The sequence below is a fragment of the Veillonella sp. 3891 genome, from assembly GCF_003992315.1.
In the GTDB taxonomy this organism is placed as follows: Bacteria; Bacillota; Negativicutes; order Veillonellales; family Veillonellaceae; genus F0422.
The window spans coordinates 20,847-36,047 of record NZ_RQVE01000011.1 but is presented as its reverse complement, the minus strand read 5'-3'; the positions used below and the strand labels follow the sequence as shown (position 1 = coordinate 36,047).

Here is a 15,201-nt window from a genome sequence, read left to right as displayed (position 1 = left end):
CAGTTTAGGAGAAAGTAGTATGTTAAATAACAAGCTAGGCCTTATGAGTATAATACTTTTAGGGGTAAATGCAATTATCGGTACAGGAATCTTCCTGCTTCCAGGTAAAGCGGCTGCATTAGTAGGCGTAAATAGTTTATGGGTTATCGTATTCGATGCGCTGTTGGTTATGTCTATTGCCTTATGCTTTGCTGAAATGGGCGGTATGTTTAATAAGAACGGTGGCCCGTATGTGTATGCGAAAGAAGCATTTGGTAACTTCGTAGGTTTTGAAGTAGGTTTTATGAAATGGGCCATCGCTACAATTGCTTGGTCTGCTATGGCTGTGGGGTTTGCTACCGCTCTAGGGGCAGTATGGGAACCAGCAAGTACAGAAATGGGAAAAAATGTCATTGCTACATTGATAATTGTGGTACTTGGTATCATGAATATCATGGGGGTTAAGATTTCTAAAATCATCAACAATATCGTAACTATTGGTAAATTGTTGCCGTTGATTTTCTTTATCCTAGTAGGTATTTTCTATGTGAAAGGTGTTAACTTCGCGCCAATGGAATCTGTACCAGACATGACACAAGCAAGCTTTGGTGCGGCAGCATTGATTATTTTCTATGCTTTCACAGGATTTGAATCCATTGCAGTAGCGGCAGAAGATATGGAAAATCCTGAACGCAATGTACCGAAAGCAATTATTCTTGTATTAACACTAGTATCCATTGTGTATATCTTAATTCAAGCGATTTGTATCGGTATTATGGGGGATTCCCTTGTGACATCTAAAACTCCAGTGGCAGATGCGGCGTTCGTATTCATGGGACCTTTAGCGAAAGCTATTGTTACAGCGGGTACATTGATTTCTATCGGTGGTATCAATGTAGCCTCTTCTTTCTTAGCGCCACGTTCTGGGGTGGCTATGGCGGATGACGGATTGATTCCTAAAGTAGTGTCTAAACGCAATAAAAAAGATGCTCCTTATGTAGCGATTATCGTCACTGTCGTATTTGCTGTTGTATTATCTTGGACTGGTAGCTTTGAAAAATTGGCAGCTATCTCCGTAGTATCTCGTTTTGCGCAATACTTGCCTACCTGCTTAGCAGTACTTGTATTCAGAAGCAAACGCCCAGATATGGCTAGAACATTCCGTGTTCCATTGGGACCAGTGATTCCAGTATTAGCAGTTGTAGTTAGTATTTGGTTGTTAACACAATCTTCCTTGGAAAAAGTATTTTGGGGACTTGGCGGTTTAGTAGTAGGTGCTGTACTATACTATATTATGAACCGTAACGGAAAACAAACAGCGTAGCCGCTAAAATAATAAATTTATAACATATTTGTAGATTACTACTATTAGAGGTTTACAAGTAGATTATGAATGCTCGAGTGGTACGTTCTACGTAATAAATACATATAAAAAGTAGGAAACATAAGTAGGTAATGTAGTCAATGGTGATGAAAAAAGCCTGCTTATGTTTCTTTTGTATGGGAGCAAATGTTAGCCATAGGTTGACGATGAGAGAGGATACTTTCAAATCAAAACGGTAGGAAACAGCTGTGATTTGGATGAAATTGGAAAAAAGAATAATTTTCACTGATTTTTCATGTATGGACTGAGTAAATGTGGTATAATTAAGATACTGTCTAAAGGAAAACTATCCAGTGCAACATAGATTGGAGTGAGATATTTGCGTAAGTTATTTGCCCTATTGGGTATGTTAGTATTGGTGTTACCAGTCCTATTTGGAGCCACAAAGGCTGCAAATGTGACAGATCTTCATTGGGTGACGAGAAATGATGCGCCCATCCCTTTTGTGAGAATGGTCTTTAGCTTGTCTAGTCCTGTTCATGCGACGGCATCTATTAGTGCCAGTGGTACATCTACCACATTGGTATTGAAAAATGCGACGCTTACAGGGATACCTACATCGATTGTGATGGATGATGGCATTGCAAAGAGTGCCACACTTTCACAACAAGGAGCAGATACGGTGGTGAAAATTGAAACACCGAAGGCCATCGATGTAGAAGATTTGAAAGTATTTACCCTAAAAAAAGATACAGTTAATAACAAACCATATCGCATGGTGGTGGATATTCAGAAAAAAGGAGTAGCTCCACGGGAGAATTATTACGGTAAAAAGCCAGTAGCTCCAGTGGCTGATAAAGCACCAGCTAAGGAACCACCAAAAGCAGAGGTAAAACCTACTGCAAAAGCAGCGGAAAAACCAACGGCTAAACCGGCTACACCGAAGTCGAATCCACCAGCTAAAACGGAGTCTAAACCAGCACCGAAGCAACAGATTACATTGCCCACAGTGCCTGAAAAACCAATTCCACAAGTGGTCAATTATCGAACCACAGGTGGTATTAGTGGTAAAACTATCGTATTAGACCCAGGCCACGGTGGAAGTGATCCAGGTGCCATTGGGCCAACGGGATTACAAGAAAAACAAGTGACTTTGCCTATCGCTGAGTATTTAAAATCTATCTTAGAAGCAAAGGGTGCTAAGGTCATCTTGACTCGTACTACAGATGTGGATGTGTATGGTCCACATGCGAGTGGTGTGGATGAATTACAAGCCCGTGTCAATGTGGCGAATGGTAATCAAGCTGATGCATTTATTAGTATCCATATTAATTCTTTTTCAAATCCCAATGTAGGTGGTATCGCTACTTATTATTTTGATGGATCTGAGCAGTCAAAAAAATTAGCTTCTTCTGTACAAGGTCAGATTGCTGATCATAGTGGATTTAATGGTGATCGCGGTATTCAACCAGGCAATCTTTATGTATTACGACACTCTTTTATGCCATCTATATTGGTAGAGTTAGGGTTTATTTCAAATCCTAAGGAGGAAGGTCATTTAAAAGAATCATCTACACGACAAGCATTTGCTAATGAATTAGCGAAAGGTTTGGAACTATATTTTGGAGGTTAATTCATGAAACAATCATTACGCTACGGCTTAGTGGCCATGATGAGCGTATGTGTCATCGCATTGGCAGGTTGTAATTCTCAAGATTTAAAAGTAGATTTAGGGAAGCAAACAACAGCACAATCTTCTGCGTCGCAAGATAAGAAGTCGATGGATAAAATGACAAAAATTGTGGTCTATGTACCGCGACAAGATGGGAAGGGCGTAATGCCACAACCGCTTACGATAGATAAAGAACGTAAAACCGTAAAAGATGCCATAAATTTGATGATTGAGCAAGATGGTCGTGCAGACTATCCAGTCTTTGCAAAAGGCACAAAAGTAGTAGAAACAGCAAAGCATGATGACACAGTCACAGTGGTTTTAAATGATGACTTTTTACAGGATGCAACAGGTTTAACAGCTACACTTCGTATTGCAGCTATTGTGAATACGGCTGTAGAATTTGATGGTGTGCATAAAGTGTATGTTAAGGTAAAAGGAGTGACCTTACCGACCTATGGCAACATTGATTTGACACATCCATTAAAACAAATGAAAGATAAGATCGTAAAAGATTAAGTAGTATGTTGGGGGACTCTTAGTAAAGAGCCTCCAACATTTTTATACTTTAAATTCATGGTAATTTAGTATGATAATTTATCTACAAACAGATTGTAGAAAGGGAGGGTTTGATGATACAAAAATTGTTAGAAGAGTTAGGCAAGAACGGATCATTTTATTTACATTTATTATTGGAGCATATAGGAATTACCTTTACAGCAGTTATTATTGCCACGATTTTGGGGTTGGCTATTGGGGTATTCATCGCACAAAAACAGAAACTGGCTAATTCGGTTATATCTGTGGTGAATATTGCGTATACAATCCCTTCTATTGCCTTGTTAGGGTTTCTGATTTCTTTCACAGGAGTAGGGAATACAACAGCGATCATTGCTCTTACTATCTATGCGTTGTTACCTATTGTGCGCAGCACTTATGTAGGGATTACCACCATTGATCCAAAAATTATTGAGGCTAGCCGGGCTATGGGTAGCACAGATAGCCAAATTTTATGGAAGATACAGTTGCCACTAGCATTCCCTGTTATCTTTGCAGGTATTATGAATATGGTGACCATGACCATTGCCTTAGCGGGGATTGCCTCCTTTGTGGGTGCAGGTGGGCTAGGTGTTGCTATTTATCGTGGGATTACCACTAATAATGAAGTGCTCATCTGGATTGGGGGCATCCTCATTGCTGTATTAGCCTTGGTGATTGATGGCATACTAAGTGTGATTGGTAAGTTGGTGGAAGAACACAAGGTGCATAAGGTTGTGAATAAAAAAGTAGGCTATGCATTGGGTATTCTCTTAGTGATTATTATAGGCATTGTAGGAATGCAACAGTATAGTAAAAGTGATACCATTCACATCGCATCAAAACCAGTATCGGAAGGATATATCTTGGCAGAGATCGTGGGGACGCTCATTGAGGCAGATACCAACCTAAAGGTCGAGTACACCCATGGTGTAGGGGGTGGCACCTCTAATATTCATCCTGGTATGGTGCGAGGCGATTTCGATATGTATCCGGAGTATACAGGAACATCTTGGCAAATCGTGTTGAAACATAAGGAAGACTACAAGAACGACAAGTTTCCTATGTTGAGTGCAGAGTATAAGGACAAATATCATTTCTTGTGGAAGGGCATGTTTGGTTTTAATGATACCTATAGTATTGGCATTCGAGCGGACCTAGCGAAGGAATATGGCATTAAAACGTTTACTGACTTGGCTAAGTATGCAGGACAGTTAACATTTGGAGCAGAATATGACTTCTTTGAACGAGAAGATGGTTATAAAGCGTTAGCTAATGCCTATAATTACCATTTCAAGAAAGTAGTAGATATGGATAATGGGTTAAAATACCAAGCCTTATTTGATAAGAAAATTGATGCTATGACTGTATTTACTACAGATGGTCAGTTGTCTGATCCACGGGTTGTTGTGTTAGAGGACGATCGAAACTTTTATCCAAGTTACATGGCAGGCATGGTTGTTCGTGAGGAAACCTTGCAGAAACATCCTGAGTTAGAAACAGTATTACATCGTTTAGATGGTATATTGGATGAAAGTACCATGGCACAACTAAATAAAAAAGTAGAGATTGATAAGGAAGATCCGAAACAAGTGGCGAAGGAATTTTTACAATCTAAAGGATTGGTGGTGAAATAAATGAATCAAATTATAGAGTATAAGAACATTGGAAAATCCTATCAAGGTAAATGGGTGGTGAGAGACTGTAATCTGTCTATCAATGAAGGAGACTTTCTTTGTATTGTAGGCACATCTGGGTCAGGAAAGACGACGCTATTAAAAATGATTAATGGATTGATTGTACCAGATGAGGGAGATATTACTATTTTTGGAACTCGTGTCATCGACCAAGACATAATTTCCTTGCGTAGAAAGATTGGCTATGCTATTCAAGGAGATGGATTATTCCCACATATGACGGTAGCAGACAATATTGGGTATGTGCCTAAATTAGATGGGACACCGAAAAAAGAAGTGGAGGCTATTGTAGAACGTATGCTTTCATTAGTAGTGTTACCATTGGATAGTAAAGAAAAGTATCCTAAGGAATTATCAGGAGGTCAGCAACAACGGGTTGGCATCGCGAGAGCCTATGCGAACTCGCCAAAGATATTACTTATGGACGAGCCATTCGGTGCGGTGGACTCTATTACGAGATATCAACTGCAAGAAGACTTGAAGAAAATTCATAAACAAACTGACTGCACCATTGTGTTCATTACCCATGACATGCACGAAGCTTTCAAGCTAGGCACACATATCCTTGTCATGCACGAAGGGAAAATACAACAATACGGAACTATTGAAGAAGTAAAGAATCATTCGAGCAATGACTATGTGAAACAGTTGGTGGAGATGACGAGGTAGTGTTACATGGTTAATGAAGATGATGAGGTAGAGGCACATAATTTGTAATAACATAATGAAAGGGGACTCTTATTGGAGTCCCTTTGTTATTTAGATAAATTTATCTTATTTTTAGTCTTTAGTATGGTACAATAAGAACAACATGTATAGAGAAAGTGATATACAAATTTTATAGTTTAGTTGAAATGATTTTGTTTCATTAGTCTGTCTGAATAGATAATTAGTTAATGACATGTATAGAAGAAACGAGGTGGTACGATGCACAAGGATCCCTTTGAGGAATATATACGGCAAGGAGAATCCCACCAGTATGAAAAAGCCCAAGCCTGGAAGACTGCCATTGGTTTGCAAGCGGTCGATGGATTAACTCCGTCTGCATACTTGGTAGAACTAGCAAAGAAGAATATTGAGGGAGAGATGTCCCTGCAGGCGCTTCATACACTATTGGAAAATTATTACGAATCTTATCCAAATCCTAAAGATAGAACGGCAGAGGCGGATATAGTATCACTTCGGATTTCGGAATTGTTGTTAGAAAAAGCATTCAGTTTTACACCTAGCGAGTACCTATCGATTCATAGGCGATTATTTGATGGTATCTATCTCCATGCAGGCAATGTACGCAATTACAATATCACAAAAAAAGAATGGATTCTTGATGGTGATACCGTGATCTATGGTACTGTATCCGAATTAGGGGCGACCCTACTCTATGACATAGAGCAAGAAAAAAGTTTTTCTTATGCTAACTTAGATATGTCAAAGAGTATTCATCATTTAGCTACTTTTGTTGCCAGGTTATGGCAGATTCATATATTCGGAGAAGGAAATACGAGAACGACGGCAGTATTTTTTATTAAATATCTTCGCACCCTAGGTTTTACGGTGACGAATGATATGTTCGCCAACCATGCGTGGTATTTTAGGAATGCTTTGGTACGTGCCAATTATCAAAATTTGAAACTGGGTGTATATAGAACAACAGAGTATTTAGAACGGTTCTTGCGAAATTTACTTTTAGATGAAGACCATGCGTTATCGAATCGGAGCATGCATATTCATAGTGGTAATGGTAAGAATAATATCAACAACACTGATGATACTAACGGGAACAATAAAAGTAACAATAACTTACGAGAAAGTAGCATAGAATATACTATTGATAGAGATACGATGCTACAAGACAATGTAAATAAGGATATGAAATATACTATAGAGAGTAATTCTAATGTATGCAAACCCATGACACCTAAGATTGACGAATTTGCCCTTATTGATAAACTAACACAACACACTATTAATGACTCTACGTATGTAAAGGTCGGTGTTGGTGATGATTGTGCTGTCTATGATACTCCTCATGATGTGGATCAATTGGTTAGCACGGACATGATGGTGGAAGGTGTTCACTTTAGTGAAAGCACAACATCTCCGTTTGATGTTGGGTATCGGTTGGGAGCGGCTAATATCAGTGATATAGCTGCTATGGGTGGTACCCCACGGCATATGGTGGTGTCTATTGCAGTTCCCAAGAGTCAAGATACCTCCTATGTAGAAGACGTTTATAATGGCTTACGTAGCATATGTGCAGACTACGATGTGAATATCATCGGTGGTGACACGGTGTCAACGGAGGGGCCTTTTGTGATTTCAGCCACAGTCTTTGGAGACGTTCCAAAACATCAATCTGTCTTACGCAGTGGTGCTCAAGACGGTGATGCAGTGTTTATCACGAATTATCTGGGATTATCGTATGTGGGGTTGCACAGTTTGTTGGAAGGCAGCAAGGACTATCCCGTAAGTCAATCCGTTCATCAACGGCCCATTCCTCATGTGGAATGTGGTATAATAGCAAGAGACTTAGGCGCCACATCTATGAACGACATCAGTGATGGATTGTCCAGCGAGCTCAATGAGATTGCCAAAGCATCACAGGTGACTATTTATATCGATGAAAGTTCTTTACCAATGCATCCAGAGGTGCAGGCCTATTGTGAAAGTAAGGATATGAGCCCATACTTTCCTATGTGGACGGGAGGCGAAGACTTTCAGCTAGTGGGAACCATTCCAGCAGAAAAGGCTGATGGCTTGCCTAGGGATACTTTCACTATTATTGGGCATGTCAAAGCAGGCAGTGCACAGGTATTAGTAGACCGTGACAGACAATGGATGACAGTGGAACCTAAGGGATATAATCACTTAGCGGATGATTAAGTATTGAATGTATAGATAATCCTAGTCACATTTAACGATGATAGACAGGGATAAGAGTATGCGTTGCCTACAGCATATTAATTAAAATACAATGATAAAGGAATACTATGAATACCATACAATATACAACACACTCCGTAGAGGAAACGTTGGCCCTAGGCCATAGCCTAGGGAGATTTATGAAAGACTATGAAAACCCTATCTGTATTGCTTTAGATGGTACATTAGGGGCGGGGAAAACGCACTTTTCCCAAGGAATTGCAAAAGGTTTTGGTGTCACAGAAGAAGTGACAAGTCCTACGTTTGCCTTGATGAATACCTATGAAGTAGATGGAATCTATTTGTATCATTTTGATTTATATCGAATGGATTTGGTAGAAGAGTTGGAAACTATCGGCTTTTACGAATATACAGAGGAAACGAAGTCCGTTGTGGAATGGGCTGGTAAGTTTACGGACGAATTGCCAGATACGACGGTATGGATTGAAATTTCTGTGGCTGATGATGGAGACCGTCAGTTTACAGTTCGTACGGATTTACTTTCAACAGAAGAATTACAACGCATAGGAGAGTACCTATGATTTTAGGCATTGAAACGAGTAGTGCCATTGCCAGCGTGGCGGTGGGAAATGACAAAGAAATACGGAGCGAACTCATTGTGCAGGCAGGACTTACTCATTCTGAGCAATTGGTACCACATATTGAAACGGTGCTGACAACGGGGAAAGTGAAGAAATCAGATATTACTGGTATTGCCGTAACCATTGGGCCTGGTTCTTTTACGGGCTTGCGGATTGGATTAGGTACGGCAAAGGCTTTGGCTTATGCATGGAATGTACCCGTTGTAGGAGTTCTTACTACAGATGTATTGGCACAAGGGTTTATGTACTCGAATTACCGTGTGTGTACAGTTATAGATGCGCAGAAAAAGCAAGTCTATGCCCGTCAATATGAGTGGAACGGTACAACTATAGATGCCTTGGATTCAGTGGAAGTTCATCAAGTGCCGGAATTGCTAACATCCTTAGTGAAATTATGTGAGGAACATCCAGTGGTGATTGTAGGAGATGGTCTGAAACGTCTGGAAAAAGATTATTCCTTAGGCGTAGAGGCTGGACGTATAGATCCTATGAAACTCGTACTCGGGCATGAATCGAAACAACGACCACGGGCATCCCATGTAATTCAAGTGGCATTGCCACAGTTTGTAAATGGAAATATCCCTGATGCACAGTCCATTGAGCCTTTCTACATTCGTAAATCGGAAGCAGAAGTAGTATGGGATGAAAAGAACAAAGATATGTTAGCTACAGGTACCTACGTAGAGCCTACGGTGGTAGTCCGTGAAGCAGCAGGTGAACGATAATGGTTGTATTACGAGAAGCTTTGCGTAGCGATATTGAAGGTATCTACGAAATAGAGAAGGCCTGCTTTTCAACTCCTTGGTCAAAGGAAGCTTTATTAGATGATTTAGAAGTAGAAGATAAGCTATACCTCGTAGCAGAAGCGGAAGATGGGAAGATTATTGGCTATGCAGGATCATGGCTAGTCTTAGATGAAGGTCAGATTACGAATATTGCTATTCATCCTGAATATCGTCGTGCAGGCTATGGGGCTAAGATGACCCGTAAATTAACGCAAATGCTCCATAAGCGAGGCATGAAACATATTTTTTTAGAAGTGCGTGTCTCCAATGTTGCAGCTCAAGCGATGTATCGTAGACTGGGCTTTACTGCAGTAGGAGTACGTAAACAATTTTATTCAGATCCAGTAGAAGATGGATTAATTATGACGAAAGAAATGGAGGAACTGACATGAGTATCTACACACTAGCCATTGAAACTAGCTGTGATGAAACATCGGCAGCGGTCTTACAAGATGGCAGAACAGTCATTTCTAATGTGATTTCCAGTCAAGTTCCCATACATAGAAAATTTGGTGGTGTCGTGCCAGAAGTAGCATCCCGTCATCATATTGAACAGATTATGCCAGTTATCGACCAAGCTTTGGAAGATGCGAATGTAACATTAGAGGATATAGATCATATTGGTGTCACTTATGGGCCAGGTTTAGTAGGGGCTCTCTTGGTAGGTGTATCAGCGGCGAAAGCGTTATCCTTTGCAAAAGATATTCCCTTAGTAGGTGTTCATCATATGGAGGGGCACATCTTTGCAAACTTTCTGTTGCATCCTGAGTTAGAACCGCCGTTCTTGTGCTTAGTTGTATCTGGTGGTCATACTATGATCGTTCATGTCACAGATTATGAAAGCTTTCAGGTACTAGGACAAACACGTGATGATGCGGCTGGTGAAGCCTTCGATAAAATTGCTCGTGTATTAGGCTATCCTTACCCAGGGGGACCACATATTGATGCGTTGGCGAAAGAAGGTAATCCGGAGGTTATCGAGTTTCCACGGCCTTTATTGGAAAAAGGAAATTTTGACTTTAGTTTCAGTGGTTTGAAGTCAGCTGTTCTTAACTACATCAATGGAAAACAACAAAAAGGTGAATCTATCTGCCATGAAGATGTGGCAGCATCCTTTCAAAAGGCCATTACAGATGTATTGGTAGAAAAAATGAAAGAAGCGACTCATACCTTGGGAGAAACGAAGATTGCCTTGGCTGGCGGTGTATCTGCGAATAGTGGATTGCAACGAGATTTACAGGCTATGTGTGAAGCAGAAGGATTGACATACCTCACAGCGGGATCGATGTTGGCTACCGACAATGCGGCCATGATTGGATGTCGAGCTTACTATATGGCACAAGCTGGCAAATTCAGCAATTACACATTGAATGCAAAACCGTCCATTCCATTGGGCAGCGATTTGTGGAAAGGAAACCAACATGGCTAGTTGGAAAGACATCCTAGACAAAGAAACCGATTTATATCCTACACAACAGGCTTTACTATTGCAATTTTCTCAGCGATTAAACTTTGGTAAAGCCATCAGTGAACAAGGGGTGTCCCTCTTAGTGCAAGCTAAGGACGGATACCTTTTACTCAGCGGAGCGTTAGATAACGGTCATACGGGAATGGTACAGAAATACGAAGTGCCTATAGACCATCCTATGCAGCAGATATTAAGTAGTGGTAAACCTTACGCAGGTATCATGGATTGGGAAGAACCTACGGATACAGGGGCCACCATCGAGTCCTACTATGCCTATGCATATCCCATCGTAGATAATGGGGGGAAGTGTATTGGGGCCTGTGCATTCACGAATCCTGTGTCTGAAGTGTATTCCAACCGCTATGACGAGTTCATGTCCATTGTGTCACAGACGACATTTCAAGGTATGTTGGTGCCACAATTGCAGCAACCAGAGCTGTATGAAGGAATTTCCGTCTTAGATGGGATCCTTTTTTTTGAGCAAGATGGAACCATACTCTATGCGAACCGAGCGGCGAAAAAGCTAGGGGACATCTTTGGTATCGATCGACGATTACAGGGAACATCCATTTACAGTAGTACTTTGAAAGTAGGCCGTATCAAAAAGGCCTTAGAAGATAGGGTGGGCACCATTGATGAAGAATTGTATGGTGATATTGCTCTTCGACAAGTGATGATTCCCGTTGTTCTTGGGGTGAAATGGAAACGTGGCATTTTAGTCTTACAAGATAAAACAGAATTACGTAAGCGAGACCAAGAATTACTGGTGAAAAGCTCTGTCATTAAAGAGGTGCACCATCGTGTGAAAAATAATTTGCAATCTGTGGCAGGCTTACTGCGCATGCAAAGCCGTCGCAGTGGGTCTGATGATGTGAAACAAGCCTTACAAGACAGTATTCATCGGATTGAAAGTATGGCTCTGGTCCATGAAATTGTATCGAATTTTGATGAAGATTATGTAGCGTTGCGCAGTATTATCGAAGAATTGTGGCGCTTATTGCGACAAGGTTTGGGTTCTTCTGAACAACGGATCGACATGGAATATATAGGAGAAGATATTATTATGTCGTCTCATAAGGCCAGCTATGTGTCCTTGGTACTGAACGAACTGTTTTCCAATCTTTTTAAACATGCTTTCAAAGATAGAACGGAAGGACAAGTGCAGGTAGAGGTGCGAGAGGTGATGGCTCAAGGGAATCGAGATATGTTACATATTGTCATTCGAGATACTGGCTGTGGGTTGCCAGAGGATTTTGAAGGCACTAGACAACGTCGTTTGGGATTGCAGATTATAGAGAATTTAGTGCGGAATGAACTAGATGGAAGTATCTCATGGACATCTGAAGGAACAGGGACTGTAGTAGATATTTGGATTCATAAAGGAGAAGAGTATGCGCGTCTTAGTAGTAGATGATGAGTCGCTGATTCGCATGGACTTGCGAGATATATTAGAAAGCCAAGGCCATACCGTTGTAGGGGAAGGTGCTAATGGAGTAGAAGCCATTCAACTATGCCAAGACCTTGCGCCTGACATAGTGCTCATGGATGTGAAGATGCCTGAGTTAGACGGCATTGAGGCAGCGCGGCAAATCCGTCACAAGCGATTGGCGCCGGTGGTGCTATTAACGGCGTACAGCCAAGATGATTTAATTCAAAAAGCATCCCAATCTGGGGTATACGGCTATTTGATTAAACCTTTGCGGGAACCAGACTTAGGTCCAGCGCTGCAGATGGCTATGGGTCGCTTTCAAGAAGAACGAGATTTGCTGGAACAGGTAAAAGGTTTAACAAGTTCCTTAGAAGAACGAAAATATGTGACGAAAGCGACAGGCATATTGATGGAGCTGCACGGATTTTCTGAGGAAAAGGCATACGAAAAAATACGAGCTTTCAGTATGGATAAACGTATTAGTCTCGTGGAAACGTGTAAAAAAATTATTGCAGCCCATGAGGCCAAATCATAAAATAATTATTGTGGCCCATGAAGCAAAGTTTTAACTATGAAAAAGTATTTAGTCAAAAAGTCAAAAAGGACTTGCAAAAATTTAAAAATGATTTATAATAATACTTGTGATTAGCACTCACTCTTATTGAGTGCTAACATCGATATTATAGTGTATAAGAGAAGAGGTATAACAATGAAACCATTAGGCGATCGTGTCATTATTCGTGTATTAGAAGTAGAAACAAAAACGGAAAGTGGTATCTTTTTAGCATCTTCCACAAAGGAACGTCCATCTGAAGGTACAGTTATCGCTGTGGGTCCTGGTAAATTATGTGACAATGGCGAACGTGTAAAACCAGAAGTAGAAGTGGGCAATACAGTTATGTTCTCCAAATATGCTGGTACTGAGTTCAAAATTGATGGTGTTGACCATTTAATCATCAGTGAAAAAGATATTTTAGCAGTATTATAATCTGAGCAATCAACGGGATGATTCCCCATAGAGGAGGCTATACAATGGCAAAAGAAATTTTATTTAACGAAGAAGCACGCCGTGCATTAGGCCGTGGCGTTGATCAATTAGCAAATGCTGTAAAAGTAACATTAGGACCTAAAGGTCGCAATGTAGTATTAGAGAAAAAATTTGGTGCTCCAACAATCACTAACGATGGTGTGACTATCGCTCGTGATATTGAACTTCCAGATCCATTTGAAAACATGGGCGCTCAATTAGTGAAAGAAGTAGCTACAAAAACTAATGATGTAGCTGGTGACGGTACTACAACAGCGACTGTATTGGCGCAAGCTATGATTCAAGAAGGTATGCGCAATGTAGCTGCTGGTGCGAATCCAATGATCCTTAAAAAAGGTATTGAATTAGCAGTTAAAAAATTAGTAGCTGAAATTCAATCCAAAGCAATCGACGTAAACGGTAAACAAGACATTGCTCAAGTAGCATCTGTATCTGCAGCTGATGAAGAAATCGGCGCATTGATTGCAGAAGCAATGGACCGTGTAGGTAACGACGGTGTTATCACTGTAGAAGAATCTAAAACATTACAAACTGAATTGAACGTAGTAGAAGGTATGCAATTCGACCGCGGTTATTTATCTCCTTACATGGTAACTGACCCAGATAAAATGGAAGCTGTTGTAAACGAGCCATTAATCTTAATCACTGACCGCAAAATCTCAGTAATCGCTGATTTATTACCAGCTCTTGAAAAAGTGGTAAAACTAGGTAAAGAACTTGTGATTATCGCTGAAGATGTAGATGGCGAAGCATTGGCTACATTGGTAGTGAACCGTCTTCGTGGCACATTAAAAGCAGTCGCTGTAAAAGCTCCTGGTTTCGGAGACCGTCGTAAAGCTATGTTAGAAGATATTGCTATCTTAACTGGTGGTGTTGTGATTAGTGAAGAAGTGGGCTTGAAATTAGAAAACGTAGACTTAGAACACTTGGGTACAGCTCGTCAAGTTCGCATCACAAAGGACGAAACTATCATCGTTGACGGCAATGGCAACAAAGACGTAATCGCTCGTCGTGTAGCACAAGTTCGCGCACAAGCTGAAGAAGCTACTTCCGAATTTGATAAAGAAAAATTACAAGAACGTTTGGCTAAATTGTCTGGCGGTGTAGCTGTTATCGAAGTGGGTGCAGCAACAGAAGTAGAATTGAAAGATAAAAAACTTCGTATCGAAGATGCATTGAATGCTACTCGTGCAGCTGTGGAAGAAGGTATCGTTGCAGGTGGTGGTACTACATTGATCGACATCATCCCAGCATTAGATGGTATCGAAGCTACTGGTGACGTATTGACAGGTGTAAACCTTGTGCGCCGTGCTGTGGAAGAACCTCTTCGCCAAATCGCTTACAATGCAGGTTTAGAAGGCTCCGTGGTAGTAGAACGCGTAAAATCTACTGAAAGCGGTATTGGTTTCAACGCATTAACAGAAGAATATGTAGACATGGTAAAAGCTGGTATCGTGGACCCTGCAAAAGTAACACGCTCTGCCTTGCAAAATGCAGCATCCATCGCAGCATTAGTATTAACTACTGAATCCATCGTGGCTGATAAAGTAGAAGAAAATGCGCCAATGATGCCTCCAATGCCTCCAATGGGTGGTATGGGCGGTATGATGTAATCTCAGATTGCATCCGTGGATCGCAGTATTGACTAAGTAAACATTATGGGGACTATGAAAGAATAGGTGACTATTCTTTCGTGGTCCCTTTTTGTTATTTCACAGATTGATAATGTTATAGTTTT

14 protein-coding genes are annotated in these 15,201 nt (G+C 40.7%); all 14 read left to right on the top strand.

Annotated features, from left to right (window positions below):
• Positions 1-19 precede the first annotated feature (19 nt).
• Positions 20-1,303 (top strand): APC family permease, encoded by a 1,284-nt coding sequence (locus EO118_RS06575; protein WP_127069193.1) that lies wholly within the window; start codon positions 20-22, stop codon positions 1,301-1,303.
• Positions 1,304-1,682: 379 nt separating this feature from the next.
• Positions 1,683-2,936 (top strand): N-acetylmuramoyl-L-alanine amidase, encoded by a 1,254-nt coding sequence (locus tag EO118_RS06570; protein ID WP_127069192.1) that lies wholly within the window; start codon positions 1,683-1,685, stop codon positions 2,934-2,936.
• Positions 2,937-2,939: 3 nt separating this feature from the next.
• Positions 2,940-3,494, top strand: coding sequence for a GerMN domain-containing protein (locus EO118_RS06565; RefSeq protein ID WP_127069191.1), 555 nt, complete (start codon positions 2,940-2,942; stop codon positions 3,492-3,494).
• A gap of 113 nt (positions 3,495-3,607) precedes the next feature.
• On the top strand, positions 3,608-5,149 hold the full coding sequence (locus tag EO118_RS06560) for a glycine betaine ABC transporter substrate-binding protein (RefSeq protein ID WP_127069190.1): 1,542 nt from the start codon (positions 3,608-3,610) through the stop codon (positions 5,147-5,149).
• Entirely contained in the window at positions 5,150-5,878 is a 729-nt protein-coding gene (locus EO118_RS06555; RefSeq protein WP_127069189.1) for an ABC transporter ATP-binding protein, read from the top strand.
• A gap of 258 nt (positions 5,879-6,136) precedes the next feature.
• Positions 6,137-8,092: a thiamine-phosphate kinase gene (gene thiL / locus EO118_RS06550; RefSeq protein WP_127069188.1), complete on the top strand. Its 1,956-nt coding sequence runs from the start codon at positions 6,137-6,139 to the stop codon at positions 8,090-8,092.
• A gap of 107 nt (positions 8,093-8,199) precedes the next feature.
• Entirely contained in the window at positions 8,200-8,673 is a 474-nt protein-coding gene (tsaE, locus tag EO118_RS06545; RefSeq protein WP_127069187.1) for a tRNA (adenosine(37)-N6)-threonylcarbamoyltransferase complex ATPase subunit type 1 TsaE, read from the top strand.
• The gene (gene tsaB, locus EO118_RS06540; protein ID WP_127069186.1) at positions 8,670-9,458 is read left to right on the top strand and encodes a tRNA (adenosine(37)-N6)-threonylcarbamoyltransferase complex dimerization subunit type 1 TsaB; all 789 of its coding nucleotides are present in this window, start codon (positions 8,670-8,672) and stop codon (positions 9,456-9,458) included. The genes tsaE and tsaB overlap by 4 nt, the downstream gene beginning before the upstream one ends.
• A complete protein-coding gene (gene rimI / locus EO118_RS06535) occupies positions 9,458-9,910 on the top strand; it encodes a ribosomal protein S18-alanine N-acetyltransferase (protein ID WP_127069185.1) in 453 nt (150 codons plus the stop codon). The genes tsaB and rimI overlap by 1 nt, the downstream gene beginning before the upstream one ends.
• Positions 9,907-10,947 carry a tRNA (adenosine(37)-N6)-threonylcarbamoyltransferase complex transferase subunit TsaD gene (tsaD, locus tag EO118_RS06530; protein ID WP_127069184.1) on the top strand — a complete coding sequence of 347 codons (1,041 nt, stop codon included), beginning with the start codon at positions 9,907-9,909 and terminating at the stop codon, positions 10,945-10,947. The genes rimI and tsaD overlap by 4 nt, the downstream gene beginning before the upstream one ends.
• Complete coding sequence (locus EO118_RS06525) at positions 10,940-12,400, top strand: sensor histidine kinase (protein ID WP_164723891.1); 1,461 nt, start codon at positions 10,940-10,942, stop codon at positions 12,398-12,400. Before tsaD ends, EO118_RS06525 begins: the two co-directional genes overlap by 8 nt.
• Complete coding sequence (locus EO118_RS06520; RefSeq protein WP_127069182.1) at positions 12,378-12,950, top strand: ANTAR domain-containing response regulator; 573 nt, start codon at positions 12,378-12,380, stop codon at positions 12,948-12,950. Before EO118_RS06525 ends, EO118_RS06520 begins: the two co-directional genes overlap by 23 nt.
• A gap of 174 nt (positions 12,951-13,124) precedes the next feature.
• Positions 13,125-13,403 carry a co-chaperone GroES gene (groES, locus tag EO118_RS06515; RefSeq protein ID WP_126938549.1) on the top strand — a complete coding sequence of 93 codons (279 nt, stop codon included), beginning with the start codon at positions 13,125-13,127 and terminating at the stop codon, positions 13,401-13,403.
• A 44-nt stretch (positions 13,404-13,447) separates the two neighbouring features.
• Positions 13,448-15,076, top strand: coding sequence for a chaperonin GroEL (gene groL / locus EO118_RS06510; RefSeq protein ID WP_127069181.1), 1,629 nt, complete (start codon positions 13,448-13,450; stop codon positions 15,074-15,076).
• Positions 15,077-15,201: the final 125 nt, after the last annotated feature.